Origin of the sequence: Shewanella amazonensis SB2B, from assembly GCF_000015245.1 — a bacterium.
Lineage (GTDB): Bacteria > Pseudomonadota > Gammaproteobacteria > Enterobacterales > Shewanellaceae > Shewanella > Shewanella amazonensis.
Genome location: NC_008700.1, coordinates 4,039,063 through 4,055,976, shown reverse-complemented (window position 1 = coordinate 4,055,976; position 16,914 = coordinate 4,039,063). Strand labels below are relative to the sequence as shown.

The window sequence follows — 16,914 nt, the reverse complement described above, 5'->3', positions numbered from 1 at the left end:
GTCTGCACCAATATGGTGCACCAATATGGTGCAGTCCGCAAGTGTCAGCAGTGGCCTTTGGCGTGAGTTGGGTTTGATTAACTTATTGTTATAGTTGTTTTTATTTTATCAATTGCCCGAAATGGGAACCGCCTTGGGTTGCTGCAACAGGGTGGTACGGTGCAAAAACAGGGTTCTACTGCCACTGGATGCAATCGGTTTGCCATTTCTGGCAATCAGTTGTACTTCAATGCTGTGTTCACCCCGGTCCAGTTCGCTGACCCGAAACAGCGGCACGTCCATCGCATCGCCCCACACCTTGCCGTCAATACGTAACACCCACAGGGCGTTGGCTGGCTTTTCGGGGGTGACAGTGGCCGTGACTTCAAACTTGCCTTCGTTATTGCGAATGGTTTCGTCGGCTTCGGGGGTCAGAATGGATACTTGGTATTCGATGGCTTCCACTTTGGTGTCTGCCTTGGGAATGGCAGCGGGCACGTCCAAACGAATTTGATTGGAGGAAGTCTCTTTCAGCTCAACAACTTCGGCGTTGGGCTGGGGTTTATCGCTGTAATGAACCTTGCCGTCTTTGTCGACCCATTTATAGACATTCGCCTGAACACTCAAGCTAAGGGCCAGCATGCCAAGAAGGGTAAAGGTGCGCATAAGCCTATCCTGTAGTTTCACATGTGACTAAAGATAGCGGTTTGCGTGCAGAAAGTCGCCAAACTCAGGGTGTTTCTGCACGCTGAAGGATAAATACGGCGTCAGAGATAACTGCAGAGGTACTCGGCAACGTCCGTCGCACGAATTGAGAAGCTGACATCGGCGTCCAGATTGAAGGTGCTGCCTTCAGCGAAGGTTTGCCACTGGCTCTCCCCCGGCAGCAGCACCTCAAAGGAGCCGCTGGTCACCTGCATTTGCTCAGGCTGAGTGGTGGAAAACTCATATTCGCCCGGTAATACCACGCCGATAGTCTGCTTTTGTCCGCCAACGTAGATGGCACGGCTGGTGACCTTACCGTCAAAGTACACATTGGCCTTAAGGGCGACGTTCACGTTTTCCAAAACCTTCATAGTTTTCCTCTCCTTTAGCTGCGATTACTCGAATATAAAGGGCAACGCGGCTACAGGCCAATGAATAATTTGATGCTGTAATGTGATTGGATTTCGGCCAGCGTGGCGGTGTGGCTACTGCTGGAAAAGTGACTTTCCTTAAGTTGTATTTCATTCCTCCGTTCTAGGATGGTGGGTTAATTTAACAAAACCAAAATCAATAAAGGGAGCAACAGCATGGAGACAGGTACGGCGACCCGGGAGGGAGGCCTCCTTGGCAAGTTTTTGAATGGCATCGAGAAGGCCGGGAATAAGCTGCCGGATCCGGCAGTGATATTTTTGCTGGCCATGGTGCTGATTTGGGGTCTGTCGGCGCTGTTTTCCCGCTTTGAGTTCAGCGCCATTGACCCCCGCACCGGCGAAGCCATTGTGGTGCATAACCTGCTGACCGGTGATTCGCTGGCGGGCTTCCTCGCCAATATGGTGAAAACATTCACCTCGTTCGCGCCGCTGGGGGTGGTGCTGGTGGCCATGCTGGGGGTTGGGGTGGCCGAGCATTCGGGCTTTATCAATACCGGCCTGAAGATGATGCTCAAGGTGACACCGGCCAGGCTGCTGACACCATCCATCATACTGATTGCCATCGTCAGCCACACTGCGACGGATGCGGGCTATGTGCTGGTTATCCCGCTTGCCGGAGTGATTTTCTACGCCATGGGTCGTCATCCACTGGCGGGCATTGCTGCGGCTTTTGCCGGGGTCTCCGGCGGTTTTGGCGCCAACTTTGTGCCCTCGGGGCTGGATCCCTTGCTGCAAAGCTTTACCCAGAGCGCGGCGCAAATCATCGACCCGGAAATCGCCATCAACCCGCTGAATAACTGGTTCTTTGCCTCGGCGTCGAGCCTGCTGATTGTGCTGCTGGGCTGGTATCTCACCGACAAGGTGATTGAGCCGCGTCTGGCGAATACCCCAATCGATGGAGATACTTCCAACCTACCCAAGTTCGACGAGGCTGGCACACGTGAGAAGCAGGGCTTTTTGCTGGCTGTAACCGTGATGGTGGCTGGGCTGGTGCTCCTGTATCTGGCGGCAAGCCCGGCGGATTCTCCGCTAAGGGCCAAGAGCGGTAATTTGTCTGACTTCAGTGCGCCCCTGATGCAATCGATAGTGCCGCTGATTTTCCTGCTGTTTTGGATCCCCGGCGCCGTGTACGGCTTCTATGTGGGCACCTTCAAAAAGAGCAAGGACATGATAGATGCCATGTCCAAGTCCATGGGCAGCATGGCCTATTACATAGTGATGGCCTTCTTCTGTGCCCTGTTTATTGCGGCTTTCAGCCAGTCCAATCTGGGGGCTTTGCTGGCCATTGAAGGGGCCGAGGTGCTTAAGGCGTTGGCACTGCCAAGTGCGGTGACCATTGTCGGCATTATCTTCCTCACCGCCTTTGTGAACCTGTTTGTGGGCTCAAGCTCGGCCAAGTGGGCGCTGCTGGGGCCGATTTTTGTGCCCATGCTGATGCAGCTGAATATCTCCCCCGACCTGACCCAGGCGGCCTACCGGGTGGGCGACTCAGGTTCCAACATCATCACCCCGCTGATGCCTTACTTCCCGCTGGTGGTGGTGTATTGCCAGAAGTATGTGAAAAACACCGGCATAGGTACCTTGATTGCCATGATGCTGCCGTTCTCGGTGGTGTTCCTGGTGGGCTGGACCGCCTTCCTGCTGCTGTACTGGACCCTGGGCTTCCCGCTGGGCCTGCAGGCGAGCTACACCTACGGTCTGTAGGCTACGTAAGCTAAGGAAGGTGCGAATAAGTCCCGTGCTTGCTCTGCGTGTGCTTAAAGTGGATAGATGCAAGGCACAGTTTGCAGCGAATGGCCCTAGTCCTTCGCAAGAACTGTAACGTAGCAGATACCGCTTTAAGCCGCGCCCTGCGGGGCTTTGATAGCAACACTATTTCGGCGTTATTCAACTTCAGCAGGCCCCGGCATGCCCTCAGTTGAATGCCTTGAACTGTCGCTGCTATCAAAGCCAGAGCTGTGCGACCCTAATAAAAACGCCCGCAATTGCGGGCGTTTGTCTATCTGCAGAAACTCATTGGCGTTTGCGCCAGATACTCATCTCCGACAGGCTGTGCTGGAACTTACGTTTGGTCTCGCGAATGACGAAGGGCACTTCCTTCACCGCCACCAGTTCGAAGTGGGGGATCAATGTCTCTGTCAGGCCATCGAGGGTGGTGAAGTTTTCACCGTTAACCTTGATACCACCGAGCCAATTGGCCTTGGGTGTGTAGTCTTCAAGCCAGGTGTAAGGCGAGGCAATCACCAGATACCCCCCTGCATTGATGCGGCTGTGAATTTGCTCAAGGAAGGCCTTGGGCTCATTCAGTCTGTCGATAAGGTTGGAGGCGTACACCAAATCATAGCCACTGAAGCGGGGCTTTAAGTTAAGGGCGTCACCCTGCAGGAAGTCGATTTTGTGCTTCACCTCGTTGTAGCCAAGGCTTGCGAGCGATGCGGTGCGGTATTCCACCAGTTCACCTTCGGTGCGAATGGTGTAACGCTTTTCACCCTGCTCCTTGAGGGCATAGGCCTGCTGGATAAATCGGGCGGAGAAATCGATGGCATCCACGGCATCAAAATGGCGTGCCAGCTCAAAACTGGCGCGGCCCACGGAGCAACCGATGTCCAGCGCCCTGGTGTGGCGCTCAAGGTTGATTTCGGCCAGTGCGTCCTGCACACCTTTGACGCAGAAATTTGCGACGCCGAAGTACTCGCGGCCGTAATGGAATTCCAGATACTGGGAGATCAGTTCATCGGTTTCATACACATTCATCTTCACGCCCTCATCCGGTGATTGGCTGGACTCCACGTAGCGGAAGCCAGCATGCTGATAGAAGTGACGGCGAAACGCATAGCGTGAGGCGGCGATGGCCTCGTTGCCGGTGGAAATCCAGCTGCCGCCTTTGATGAGGTTGTGTTTACCATCAAAGGTGGGGGTGGAAAAGTCATCATACAGCGGGTGCACTGCAAAACCCGGGAAGCCATCGATGGGAGTCTCGGTCCATTGCCACACATTGCCCACCAGATCGAAAAAGCGTCCCTGACGGAAACGGTTCACCGGGCAGGATGAGGCGTAGTGGGCGAGATTGAGATTTCCCGGCACTTCGCGCCAGGCAGGGGCTGTGCCTATGGCGGTCATATCGCCTTCAAGCTCGCGCCTTAGCCAATACCATTCGGCCTCGGTGGGCAGACGGATACTGCGCTCAGTAGTCGCCGCCTTCCAGTTACAAAACGCCTTGGCTTCCAGCTGGTTTACTTCCACCGGCCAATTGAGTGGCAGCGGGATTTCACTGCAGAGGTTGCGCTGATACCAGCGGCCGTCAATGTGGCGCCAAAAGCGCGGCATATTGGCGTTGGTGTATTCACGCCAGGCGTTGCCTTCGTCGCTCCACCACTTTGGCTCCTTGTAGCCACCGGCCTTAACAAAGGCCATAAACTCGCCGTTGGACACCAGTTTTTCGCTGGCGCGAAAATCGCTGATGTGGTGACGGCTACGGCCGTATTCGTTATCCCAGCCGTAGGTTAGATCTTCATCGACTTTGCCAAGGCTGATATCACCGCCTTTGACCTGTATCAGCGGGTTATCGGGCGCCTCGCCATAATCCCGACACTCGGGCCACTGCATTGAAGGCGTCAGATCTTCAAGGGGCAACTGGCGGATAATAACCGAGGAGGTTTCGAGGTGAATGCGCTCGTGTTCAATGCCCATCAATATGGCCCAGGCGAGGCTGCTTTGGCCGATGGGCAGCTCCAGTGGCATGGTGTCGATAAGACTTTCAATCAGGGCTCGCACCGCATTGCGGTAGGCTCGCACCTCATCAACCTGTGGCCAGTCGTAATGGGCGTCGTTCAGGTCGTCCCAGGACATCTCGTCCACACCAATGGCAAACATTGACTCGAAATGGTCGTTGATGCGCTCGTCTATGTATTTGCCCAGCTTGAGTTTATTGATAAAAAAAGTTGCCGTGTGGCCGAAGTAGAAAATCAGTGGATGGCGCAGTGGCTCGGCTTTCTTAAAGTAGGCATCGTCATTGGAAATCAGGGAAAACAGGGATTCATACCGAGCCCAGCTGTTTTGGAAATAGGCTTTGATTTCAGCGCGTTTGATTTGAGTGTCCTCGCCGCTGAGCAAAGGCGTGGGCGGTGCGGTCAGTAGTTCCATGGCAAGTTTTTCCCCTGTACGGATATGGCTGTCGGCAGCTGTGCCAATCAATATAAGTGCTGAGAATGACAGCGAGGCATTACGGCCAGAATTGATGTGCGGATCAGCTTGATAGACCTTGTCATCCGATAATGGCTTTCAATGCGCATCAATTAATCGGCACACCCATAACCTGTGCCGAATGGTTAGTCCCTGGGCATGGGCCTTAACCCGGCCCCGGCTATTCCGCTGCCAAAAGAGTGGGGGTGCCTGTAGTGTGAAGCGTACTGCCCCTCAGCTCAATGGCATCTGTGTCTGCCATCAGGTACAGGTCGCCGTTCACGTCACTGTCTTGGAGCCTGGCTGCCAGCGCTGCCTTGTCCTGAACATGGGGGATGACCCCAAAGGGGACCAGCCCCAGGCCTTGAGTGATTTGAAAGGGTACGACGGGCTCGTCGCCACAGTAGACCGCGGAGGCAATGTCCGGTGTCATCAGGATGGCTCCGGCGCTGACACCCACCAGATGGCCGCCAGCTGCGACAAAGGCTTTCAGGCGCTCATCCAAACCGCTCGCACCAAGATGGTGCAGGTATTCAAAGCTGTTGCCACCGCAAAGATGAATGATGTCGCAGGCAAACAGCGGCTCGTAGAGTTCGCAGTCCGGTCCGTGGATAGGTTCTGCAAAAGCGGTTATCTGTGCGCCCAGGCTATCGTAGAGTTCGACTATGGGCTGAAAGTATTCACGGGTGGGATCGGCGCTGGAGGCCAGGTAGCCCACGCTGGGATTGTCACCGATGGAGGTCAGCCAATTGCCCAGACAGGCCCGAATTTCGTCAGCGCGGGTATCACTCAGTAACAGCAGCGACATCTTTTGCTCCTTACTCCTTTATCGTTTGGTGCTGTAGGGATCGTCTGCCAGCAGGTAACTCTTGAGCTCGGCTTTATTGGGCTGGCCCTGTAACCAGTCGCGGATCCTTTTAAGTTCAGTGTAGGTGCTGTCACCAAACTTGCGGCGGTAGTGTTCGCCAAAATTGGCCTGAGTTTGGCTTTGTTTTAAGCGATTTTGCCACTCCTGAGTCACCAGTAAATTCAGGCAGCTGGCAAGCCCCATGGACTTAAGCAATGGCCATTCGCCCTTATCCAGCCATACGCCACCCACAGCGGCGCTGTAGTCGAGCCTGTGGTCTGTGTCTGTGCTGATTTTAAGCTTGCGCATCAGGGTATGGCTCATTGGGCAAAACAGCGCCATGGGGCTATCTTCACTGTCTTCTACGGCCGTAATGGCCTCAAATTCGGTGTCGGGATTGGCTTGCTTCCAGGTGACAAAGTCGTCAATCAGAACCCAGTGGCCGCCACAGTGATTACAACGGTGGGCAGAGAAGAGGTTGTCGAGCCGGGTAGGAACCAGGCTACCGTGTTTACAGGCGCTGCAGTGCATCATCAATCCTTTGTATGAGCTTTACGTGGCTTGGGGACATTAAATTTGAAAGCTTTCCCAGACTAGGGGATTTTCAGTTGCCGCTCAAGACCGGCAATGATTGGTCAGTCCAATGGCAGTGCCGTGCGGCAAAAGGTTTGTTTGAGCACCAGAGTCGACTCGATGCCCGATACCCCCGGCAGGCTACCGAGGGATTTTTTGACGAAACGCTCGTAGGCCAGCAGGTCTTTGGCAACGATTTTGAGCAGGTAATCGTGGGCCCCGGTTATCACCGAACACTCCATCACTTCCGGCAACAGGGCAACCGCAGCTTCGAACTGTTCGGCGGCCCTGTCGGAGTTTTCGCTGAGCCTGACCGAGGCATAGACTATCACCTCGAAGCCCGCTTTCCTGTGGTTAATGGCGGCGCTGTACCCCGTGATATAGCCTTCCTGCTCGAGGCGACGAATACGCCTTAAACAGGGGGTGTCAGATAGGTTTACCGAGGCGGCGAGTTCCGTGATGCTCTGACGGCCATTGCGTTGCAGTGCGGCAAGGATAGCGAGGTCTTTCTTATCCAGCTGGCCCATGATGAGTGAAATCCGATATTTATTGTTTAATTATTATTGATTATCTCCAATAGACAGAGCTTTGTCGCCCCGCTTTGGTGAAAATGCCCCGTTTCTCTGTGCTAGGCTGATACAGGCTCTGCCCGAATGGCTGAGCATGGAGAACGATAATAATGAAACCCATGACACTGAATGTTGAAGCTTTTGATGACTGGCTTCGTACCCGTTTTGTAGAACTGAATAATGAACTCGAACACCTCTATTGGCTGCAAACCGATAAAGCCAATGTGACTGGTGTTGGTGATGACCTGAAGGCACAGCTGGAAACCGAGGGTCGCAAGCATATTTGTGCTCTGCTGGATGAAGGCAATACCGATGAAGGCTTCGATGCTGCCTTCGATTTGCTTGGTAATGTGGGCCTGTATATGGCCGCTTGCCGCCGCCACGAAATTACCGAGCCAACACGGGAGACCCAGTCCCCGCTGGTGGAGGCATCGGCGCTGGCGATGCACATAGGTGCCTCCATCGGCGTAACGCCGCGGTTTGCCACCGCGCACCTGACTACCCATAACCTGGCCCGGGATGGCAAATACAAGCGATTTACCGATTTGCCCGATGAGCGTCTATTTGTGGACTACAACACCAAGGGTATTCTGGCCTATAAGCGCGCCGCCGATGCGCTGCTGAAAATCCTGCCGCTGGGGGTATCTCACCCCATCACCGCCGACTTGCTCAAGGTCGCCCGTCAGGCGTTGCAGGATGTGATGGATTCAAATACTACCCTGTTCAACGAGCTGGATACCGACCGTTTCTTCTATTGTGTGCGCCCATACTACAAGCCTTACCGGGTGGGCAGTCAGGTGTATCGGGGCGCCAACGCGGGGGATTTCGCAGGCATCAACGTGATAGATCTGTTGCTGGGGCTTTGTTACGCCAACGAGCCTTCCTATTCCCAGATGCTGGTGGATAAGTTTCTCTACATGATGCCGGAAGATCAGGCCATTTTGCGTGACTGCATGCGCCGCAGCAGCCTGATGGAGCATTTCCTGGCCGCCACGGGCGCCAAGGAGCAGAGCTGGTATCAGGACAATTTAAGCCTGTTCCTTGAGGTGTGTGAGCTCCATGGCCAAACCGCTATCCAGCATCACGACCAACTGGTGCACAAATACATTGCCGAGCCGTCGGTGAACATGCAACAGCAACATATGTCCAAGGTGACCGCCAGTGGCCCGCCACTGCATGTGCTCATTGGTGCGCTGGAAAAACTCAGGGATAGACGCGCCGCGGCAAAGCGCAGCGATATACGCACTGCCTGGCAGGATGTGGCGCGACTGAAGGCGACCTTGTTATGAGTGACCATAAATCAGCATTTTTTCTACCCGATGGCACCTATCTGCTGAGCCACTCGGTTGGCAGACCGCTCAAATCTGCCAAGGAAGGATTCGAGCAGGATTATTGGCAGCCATGGTGTCAATCGGGGCGAGAGCCCTGGGGTGACTGGTTGTCTGGCGTTGAAGCGTTTCGCACGGCGTTGGGACAACTCTTTGATGGTAACGCCAGGGATTTTTGTCCACAGGTGAATTTGTCGTCGGCACTGACCAAGTTGGTGTTATCGCATCCAAGGCTTAACGTGCCGGGCGCGCGCGTTCTGATGTGCGAGGAAGACTTCCCGTCCATGGGGTTTGCGCTGCAGCGGGCCTTGCCCCATGCCCGTCTGGAATTCATTCCAGCGGGTATCGATATTACAGATGCCAATGCCTGGGAGGCGTATTTAACCCCGGGACTGGATCTGGTGTTTATCAGCCATGCGTATTCCAACCTTGGAGCCTTGTCACCAGTGGAAGCGCTGGTTCCGCGTTGTCGTGAGCTGGGGAGCTTGACTCTGGTGGATGTGGCCCAGTCGGCGGGGGCCGTGCCCTTATCACTGGCTCAGCTGGCACCTGACTTTCTGATTGGCTCGGCGGTGAAGTGGCTCTGCTCCGGGCCGGGCGCTGCCTACCTGTGGGTGAATCCCGAAAGGCTTGCGGAATGCGAGCCTGTGGATGTGGGTTGGTTTTCCCATGAAAACCCCTTTGAGTTCAATATTCACGACTTTCGCTACCATCCGTCGGCGCTGCGATTTTGGGGTGGGACCCCCTCTGTGGCGCCTTATGTGATTGGCGCACACAGCATTGGCTGGTTTGCGACCCTGGGTGCCGACAAGGTGAGAGCGCATAATCAGGCTTTGGTTTCAATGCTTTATAATGAGCTGCACCAGTATGGTGCAGGCCCTTTGCAGGCACAAAGCCGCAGCGGTACTGCCATTTTGCAATTCGGAGACAGCACTGCAGCGGTGATGGCCGCCCTCAATGATGCCGGTATCAGCGTCGACAATCGTCGCTACGGTATGCGCGTATCACCGCATCTCTATAACGATGAGGCCGATATACAGCGTTTTATTGAGTGCGTACGAGGCGCACTGTAAGGCGCATGGCACGGTGGAGGCGACATAGTTGTCTTGGTTGTCATAAGCCCAAAAAAGACGCCCCGGACCTGAGTCCGGGGCGTCTTTTTTGTTTTCCGCCAACTTTATCTGCTAACCGCAGATAAAGGGACGGTTTTGCAGGGTATTACAGGCTGTAATACATTTCGAACTCGAGTGGGTGAGTGGTGCGGTTCACGCGCTCGGCTTCAGCAGTCTTCAGACGGATGTAAGAGTCGATGAAGTCGTTGCTGAATACGCCACCCTTGGTCAGGAACTCGCGGTCTGCATCCAGAGCCGCCAGTGCCACGTCCAGAGACTCGGCTACAGTTGGGATCTCGGCCGCTTCTTCGGCTGGCAGATCGTACAGGTCCTTATCCATGGCATCGCCAGGGTGGATCTTGTTCTGGATACCGTCCAAACCAGCCATCAGCAGAGCCGCGAAACCCAGGTATGGGTTGGCAGTTGGGTCTGGGAAGCGGGTCTCGATACGACGGCCTTTAGGGCTTGGTACCACTGGGATACGGATAGAAGCAGAGCGGTTACGGGCTGAGTAAGCCAGCATTACCGGGGCTTCGAAGTGTGGTACCAGACGCTTGTAAGAGTTGGTGCTTGGGTTGGTGAAAGCGTTCAGGGCGCGGGCGTGCTTGATGATACCGCCAATGTAGTACAGGGCAGTTTCAGACAGACCGCCGTACTTGTCGCCAGCAAACAGGTTAACGCCATCTTTGGCCAGAGACTGGTGAACGTGCATACCAGATCCGTTGTCGCCAACGATTGGCTTAGGCATAAAGGTAGCAGTCTTGCCGTAAGCGTGGGCCATGTTGTGCACCACGTACTTCAGGATCTGGATTTCGTCGGCTTTCTTGGTCAGGGTATTGAAACGGGTGGCGATTTCGTTCTGACCGGCAGTGGCCACTTCGTGGTGGTGGGCTTCAACTACCTGACCCATTTCTTCCAGTACCAGACACATGGCAGAGCGCAGGTCCTGAGAAGAGTCAACCGGAGCAACCGGGAAGTAACCGCCTTTCACGAATGGACGGTGACCGGTGTTGCCATCTTCGTAGCTGGTGCTTGAGTTCCAGGCGGCTTCTTTGGCGTCGATCTTCACGAAGGTGCCGCTCATGTCGGTGCCGAAACGTACGTCGTCGAACAGGAAGAATTCTGGCTCAGGACCCATCAGCACTGTGTCGGCGATGCCGGTGGCGCGCAGGTATTCTTCGGCCTTCTTGGCGATGGAGCGTGGGTCACGGTCGTAACCGGTCATGGTACCTGGCTCGAGGATGTCACAGCGGATGATGGCAGTGGTTTCTTCGGTGAAAGGATCCAGCACGAAGGTGGTCGCATCTGGCATCAGTACCATGTCAGATTCGTTGATACCTTTCCAACCGGCGATGGATGAGCCGTCGAACATTTTACCGTCTTCAAAGAAGTCGGCGTCTACCTGATGCGTTGGAATAGACACGTGCTGTTCTTTACCCTTGGTATCGGTAAAGCGCAGATCCACGAACTTCACTTCCAGGTCTTTCAACTGCTTCAACACATTTTCAACTGACATGCTTGAGTCTCCGGTAGGGTAAAGGGTCTTCCCTTACTATCATTACTTTTGTCGGTGGTGGCTTTTGCAGGCTGCACCGAAACTTGGCACAGATAAAGCCAGTAACGTGCCAAGATGATAACTTGCTGATTATAAGAGAAATGGTGTTTAGCTGGTGGCCAGAATGGACAGGTCTTGCACCAAATCGGGGCATGCTGCGCACAATGTTGGTGCGCACTCTGTGGCTGTGCATGATAAAGGTGCAGTCGGGCAAGGCCTGGCTCTCCCAAACGGCCAAAAAATAATCCTGTCCGTGAGGACGCTGCTAGAGTAGAATGGCACGCTTTTTAACGCAAGGGGCTGGGGAATAGTTCAGAAAAACGTCATATTCCCACCCCCGCCGGCAACAAATCCGGCCGTTCCTGGGCGCGCCCATATAGGAACATCGCACACTGAAACAAGATGGTAAGAGGCTAACCGTGTTAGAAAATTTGCGTAACATCGCCATTATTGCCCACGTTGACCATGGTAAAACCACCCTGGTTGACAAGCTGCTCTCCCAGTCCGGCACCCTGGAAAGCCGTGGCGAAGCCACCGAGCGCGTGATGGACTCCAATGACCTGGAAAAAGAGCGTGGCATCACCATTCTGGCGAAGAACACTGCCATCAAGTGGAATGACTACCGTATTAACATCGTAGACACACCCGGCCACGCCGACTTCGGTGGTGAGGTTGAGCGTGTACTGTCTATGGTGGACTCTGTATTGCTGCTGGTGGATGCCGTTGATGGCCCAATGCCGCAAACCCGTTTCGTAACCAAGAAGGCATTTGCCCAGGGCCTCAAGCCTATCGTGGTTATCAACAAAGTTGACCGTCCGGGCGCCCGTCCTGATTGGGTAATAGATCAGGTATTTGACCTGTTCGACAATCTGGGTGCCACCGACGAACAGCTGGACTTCCCTATCGTATACGCCTCGGCCCTGAACGGCTTTGCCACTCTGGATCCCGATGAGCCAAGCGAAGACATGACTCCTCTGTTCCAGACCATCGTTGAAAAAGTGTCTCCTCCGGATGCTGACGCCGAAGGCGCCTTCCAGATGCAGATCTCTCAGCTGGACTACAACAGCTACGTGGGCGTTATCGGCGTAGGCCGTATCAAGCGCGGTAGCGTCAAAACCAACCAGCAGGTCACTGTTGTCGGTGCCGACGGTAAAACCCGTAACGGTAAAATCGGCCAGGTACTGGGTTACATGGGCCTTGAGCGTCACGAAGTGGCCACCGCCAACGCCGGTGACATCGTTGCCGTCACAGGTCTGGGTGAGCTGAAGATTTCTGACACCATCTGTGCCGCAGGTAACGTTGAGGCTCTGCCTCCTCTGTCTGTAGACGAGCCAACCCTGACCATGACCTTCCAGGTAAATACCTCTCCGTTTGCCGGTAAAGAAGGTAAGTACGTGACTTCACGTAACATTCTTGAACGTCTGCAACAGGAACTGGTACACAACGTGGCCCTGCGTGTAGAAGAAACCGACAGCCCTGACCGTTTCCGCGTGTCTGGCCGTGGTGAACTGCACCTGTCTATCCTGATTGAAAACATGCGCCGTGAAGGTTACGAGCTGGCGGTATCCCGTCCGGAAGTAATCATCAAGGAAATCGACGGTGAGAAGTGCGAGCCATACGAGCAGCTGACCGTTGACGTGGAAGAAGATCATCAGGGCACTGTGATTGAAAAGCTGGGTACCCGTAAGGCTGACATGAAAGACATGCAGTTGGACGGCAAAGGTCGTGTCCGTATCGACTTTGTTATCCCAAGCCGTGGCCTGATTGGTTTCCAAACCGAGTTTATGACTGCGACCTCTGGTACCGGTCTTTTGTACCACACGTTCGACCACTACGGTCCATACAAGGGTGGCGACATCGGTCAGCGTAACAACGGTGTACTGATCTCCAATGCTACCGGTAAGGCTCTGACCTTCGCCCTGTTCGGTCTGCAGGATCGTGGTCGTCTGATGATTGGCCATGCCGCTGAAGTGTACGAAGGCCAGGTGATCGGTATCCACAGCCGTTCAAACGACCTGACCGTAAACTGCCTCAAGGGCAAGCAGCTGACCAACATGCGCGCCTCTGGTACCGACGAGGCTCAGGTGCTGACTCCGCACATCCAGATGACCCTGGAACAGGCGCTGGAGTTCATCGATGATGACGAGCTGGTAGAAGTGACTCCGCTGAGCATCCGCGTACGTAAGAAGTTCCTGACTGAGAACGACCGTAAGCGTGCCAGCCGTCAGGGCTAATCCCTGATAATGGACTAATGAAAACCCCCGGCTTGCCGGGGGTTTTTGTTTTTACAGATTTACCTGCACCATTTGCGAGCAGGCATTGCTGTTGTCACATACCTGATAGCTTACCGAGACAGCCTCATTTTTGCCGACTTTAAAGCGGTCGGTATAGCTGCTGCGGCTGCTTGTGCCAATTTGTACGCCATCACGCAGCACCCGGTAATCGCCGGAGCCAGTGTCCCAACTCAGCGCCACATAAACACTGCCAAGACGCGATTTGGTGGCCTTGGTTACCGTGAGCTCAATGTCGCCCTGTGGCGGCTCTGGCACCGTCATATCGACGCTCTGGCTGCTGGTTGCACTGGCGCCATCATCATCGGTGACAGTAAGCGAAACCGTGTAACGGCCAGACTGGCTGTAAGTGTGGCTGACATTGGCACCGCTGGCGCTGCTGCCATCACCAAAACTCCACTGCCAGCTTACCAGTTGACCATCGCTGTCGTTGGCGCTGGAGACAAACTGGCCGGTTGCACCGTTAAAGCTGACGCTGAAGTTGGACACCGGAGGCTGGTTGGGGGTTGGGGTCGAGACATCAAAGCTGCCGGTGAGGCTTAAATCAGAGTAAGCGTTGTAGGCTTTCAGCATCACATGCCAGGTGCCCTCGGTAGCCTGGGCCAGATCGCAGCTCTCATTGCTGCCGTTATTCCAGGAGCGGCAGTCAAAATCTGAGGTCGACGGCGGCGCGCCAAACTTCACGTACAGATCGGCATCGCCATTGTTCGCGGCGGTGACAAAGCGCAGATTCTCGGCATCGGCCGGTACCGCCAGGGTGAAATAGCTCTGGGCATCCTTGGCGGCGCTGAGCCCGGTGAGGGCCACGCCATTTTCAAGCTCGCCGGTTTCGGGGCCGGTGCCACCGGTGTTAAAGCTGAGCTCCACCAGATAGCTCGAGGCCAGCTTGGCAAAGTTGAGTGCGTGCTCCATGGTGGGGTCGAGTTTGTCCAGGGTGTCCTGAGCGGTGTGAATATGGGGGTTGTAGTCGTTGAAGCGCGACTCGAACGGCATGGCTGCAGGGTAGCCCTGATTGTGCCAGGAAGCATGATCCGAACAGCCATAGCCGCACACATCCAGGCCATAGCGGATTTCGGTGTGGTAGGTATCCATCAGCTTAATCAAAAACTGATTCAGGCCCGAATCTGTGTAGTCCTGCATCAGCACTATGTCTTCGGTGCTGCCATTAAAGCCGGTCATATCCAGCTGCATAACCGCCACCACATTTTGCCCCTGGCTGCGGGCCTGTGCGGCTATCTCGGCGCTGCCACGCAGACCCACTTCCTCAGCGGCATAGCCGATAAACTTGATGGTGCGCTTGGGCTGGCCCTGACTCATAAAGGCACGAATGACCTCGGTGATGGTGGCCATGCCCGAGGCATTGTCGTCGGCGCCGGGGGCGCGGGTGGTTTCTGTGGTGTAGCCATTGATGGAGTCGAGGTGGCCGCCGAGGATCACCACCTCATCCGGCGCTTCACTGCCCGTAAGGGTAAGGACGACTGAGTCCTGCCGCCAGTCGGCATGGTCATACACCGCAGCATTGGCCCAGCTGTTACCGGTAGCCAACGCTGCCCAGTTGTCTTTTACCCAATTGGCAGCATTTTCACCGTGACTGGTGGTGTAGTAGCGGTTGGTGAAGGTCTCGAGGCTGGTGACGGTATCCTTGATATTGCTGGCCATAAGTCTTGGCAGAATGTCCGCCACCCGCGCCGCCTGATTGGGCTCGCCGGGGAAACTGAACGTCGCCTGGCTCACTGGCACCAGACTGGCGGCCAGGGCATCGGCCTCGCTGGCATGCACACTGAAACCGCCGCAGCGATTGTGCTCCTTGTGCATCAGGGCGCTCAGTTCCAGCAGCTTATCTTCATTGAGACGCGTAATGAGTTTGCCATGGCTTTCCCGCAGCTGAGGCTGGAGGTTATGCCTTTGCAGCAGGCTTTGCAGACTGTATCCGGCGTCCTTGTCGGTCATAATCCACAGCTCGTCCGCCATGGCGCCGAGGGGGCACAGCAAGAGTGCCAGACTCAGCAGCCGCTTTTTCGTTTTCATGGGTCAGTTCCTTTATTGATGTTGTTATATGAGAGCGTGACCGACAATCCATTGCTGGTGCCACAGGCGGTCTGTGCGCCTGACAAGTGTGCCGGGGGAGCGGGCGGGGCCACATAAGGCGAAGCGATGATTTTTCGCCACAGTACTAGTACCTGTGGTTAGAATGGCGTTCTATTAACATACTGAGTAAAAAGAAAAAGACGCCGGATGGCGTCTTCTGTACGGCGTTTTTAAAAGGGGCTGTCAGCGCCTCGGCACTTTTCGAGCACTGCGCTGGCGCCACATCCAGAACCCGGAGAGCGCCATCAGGCAGGGAAAGAAGCCGATGATGCACCAGAGAATACGGGTTGTGAGGCCACCGAAATCACCATAATGCAGCGGTCTGAAACTGTCGGTGAACTGGTACAGGGCAGGCGCCCCGGCCACATCCAGAGTGCTGGTGTGTACCCCCGATTGATCGTGATAGCTGACAATTGAGCCGAAGCGGCTTCGCAGCACGCCACCATCCTCCCGATAGCCAAAGAAATGCACCCCGGGATAACTGGCGTCGGGCAAACGCAGATACGTTGGCACGAACGTGGGCAGTTGGCGGCGGGTGTCGGCCAGCAGCGCATCAAAATCCAGCGCCGGACTGTAGTAGCTTTGGCTAATGATGTACTGACTGTCGTCGTGGCCCGAAAGCTCCTCCTCGTAGAAGTGTTCCAGATTCCACCAGGCGCCGGTAAAACCGAGCACTAAAAATACCGGCGCCCCCACAATACCCAGCAGCTTGTGGGTATCGCTCAGCAACAGGCGCAATCCCTTACGCCAGCGCAGGGTGAAGAAGGTTCGCCAGAACTGCCGGTGCAGCACTATGCCGGAAATGCCGAGAAACAAAAACAGCAAGGCCATGATGCCGGCAATCAATAAACCGGCGTGATCCAGCAGCAACATGTAGTGCAGATCCAGCAGCCAGTCGGTGATGGCCCAGGTGAGGGATACCGGCGGTGTCAGCAGCGAACCGCTGGCAGGGTCGAGCCACACCTTTTGCCAATCGTAGCTGCCCATGGCGGCCACAAACAGGGTATCCGCTTCACCGCTCTGGCCAAATTGCCAGCCAAGGATCTCACTGTCAGACAGCTGCTGATTGGCACTGGCCACCAATTGATTCATCGTCAGGCGCGGCCCGGTGCTGGCGTTAACCACCTCTGGCATTAACAGACTGTCGAGCTCTGCCTTAAACACCAGCAAGCTGCCCGTCAGTGCGATAACAAAGAGCGGCAGGGCGGTAATCAGCCCTGCCAATCCGTGCCATTTCCACAGTAATCTGCGCAT

General features: G+C 55.3%; 13 protein-coding genes. 4 read left to right on the top strand and 9 right to left on the bottom strand.

Annotated elements, in window-relative coordinates; all coding sequences use genetic code 11:
• Positions 1-108: 108 nt before the first annotated feature.
• Both SAMA_RS17820 and ppnP read right to left on the bottom strand, forming a co-directional pair.
• Positions 109-645, bottom strand: a complete 537-nt coding sequence (locus SAMA_RS17820; RefSeq protein ID WP_011761532.1) for a DUF4124 domain-containing protein — start codon at positions 643-645, stop codon at positions 109-111.
• A gap of 101 nt (positions 646-746) precedes the next feature.
• A complete protein-coding gene (gene ppnP, locus SAMA_RS17815) occupies positions 747-1,055 on the bottom strand; it encodes a pyrimidine/purine nucleoside phosphorylase (protein WP_011761531.1) in 309 nt (102 codons plus the stop codon).
• A 216-nt stretch (positions 1,056-1,271) separates the two neighbouring features.
• Between ppnP and SAMA_RS17810 the strand changes: the two genes are divergently transcribed.
• Positions 1,272-2,819, top strand: coding sequence for an AbgT family transporter (locus tag SAMA_RS17810; protein WP_011761530.1), 1,548 nt, complete (start codon positions 1,272-1,274; stop codon positions 2,817-2,819).
• A gap of 309 nt (positions 2,820-3,128) precedes the next feature.
• Here SAMA_RS17810 and ovoA read toward each other — a convergent pair whose 3' ends face one another.
• The 4 genes from ovoA to SAMA_RS17790 all read right to left on the bottom strand — a co-directional run bounded on the left by ovoA (position 3,129) and on the right by SAMA_RS17790 (position 7,244).
• Positions 3,129-5,258 (bottom strand): 5-histidylcysteine sulfoxide synthase, encoded by a 2,130-nt coding sequence (gene ovoA / locus SAMA_RS17805; protein ID WP_011761529.1) that lies wholly within the window; start codon positions 5,256-5,258, stop codon positions 3,129-3,131.
• A 220-nt stretch (positions 5,259-5,478) separates the two neighbouring features.
• Entirely contained in the window at positions 5,479-6,105 is a 627-nt protein-coding gene (locus tag SAMA_RS17800) for a Type 1 glutamine amidotransferase-like domain-containing protein (RefSeq protein WP_011761528.1), read from the bottom strand.
• Positions 6,106-6,123: 18 nt separating this feature from the next.
• Entirely contained in the window at positions 6,124-6,678 is a 555-nt protein-coding gene (locus SAMA_RS17795; protein ID WP_232280502.1) for a TFIIB-type zinc ribbon-containing protein, read from the bottom strand.
• A gap of 101 nt (positions 6,679-6,779) precedes the next feature.
• Positions 6,780-7,244 (bottom strand): Lrp/AsnC family transcriptional regulator, encoded by a 465-nt coding sequence (locus SAMA_RS17790; RefSeq protein ID WP_011761526.1) that lies wholly within the window; start codon positions 7,242-7,244, stop codon positions 6,780-6,782.
• Positions 7,245-7,396: 152 nt separating this feature from the next.
• On the opposite strand from SAMA_RS17790, the gene SAMA_RS17785 reads away from it, so the two are divergent.
• On the top strand, positions 7,397-8,575 hold the full coding sequence (locus SAMA_RS17785) for a PrnB family protein (RefSeq protein ID WP_011761525.1): 1,179 nt from the start codon (positions 7,397-7,399) through the stop codon (positions 8,573-8,575).
• The gene (locus SAMA_RS17780) at positions 8,572-9,687 is read left to right on the top strand and encodes an aminotransferase class V-fold PLP-dependent enzyme (protein ID WP_011761524.1); all 1,116 of its coding nucleotides are present in this window, start codon (positions 8,572-8,574) and stop codon (positions 9,685-9,687) included. The genes SAMA_RS17785 and SAMA_RS17780 overlap by 4 nt, the downstream gene beginning before the upstream one ends.
• A gap of 145 nt (positions 9,688-9,832) precedes the next feature.
• Here the strand turns inward: SAMA_RS17780 and glnA are convergent, their stop codons facing one another.
• Positions 9,833-11,242, bottom strand: coding sequence for a glutamate--ammonia ligase (gene glnA, locus SAMA_RS17775; RefSeq protein ID WP_011761523.1), 1,410 nt, complete (start codon positions 11,240-11,242; stop codon positions 9,833-9,835).
• Positions 11,243-11,700: 458 nt separating this feature from the next.
• Between glnA and typA the strand changes: the two genes are divergently transcribed.
• Positions 11,701-13,515, top strand: coding sequence for a translational GTPase TypA (gene typA, locus SAMA_RS17770; RefSeq protein ID WP_011761522.1), 1,815 nt, complete (start codon positions 11,701-11,703; stop codon positions 13,513-13,515).
• 51 nt (positions 13,516-13,566) lie between these two features.
• On the opposite strand, the gene SAMA_RS17765 is transcribed toward typA, so the two are convergent.
• Positions 13,567-15,600, bottom strand: a complete 2,034-nt coding sequence (locus tag SAMA_RS17765; RefSeq protein WP_011761521.1) for a M20/M25/M40 family metallo-hydrolase — start codon at positions 15,598-15,600, stop codon at positions 13,567-13,569.
• A gap of 243 nt (positions 15,601-15,843) precedes the next feature.
• On the bottom strand, positions 15,844-16,914 hold the full coding sequence (locus SAMA_RS17760) for a PepSY-associated TM helix domain-containing protein (protein ID WP_011761520.1): 1,071 nt from the start codon (positions 16,912-16,914) through the stop codon (positions 15,844-15,846).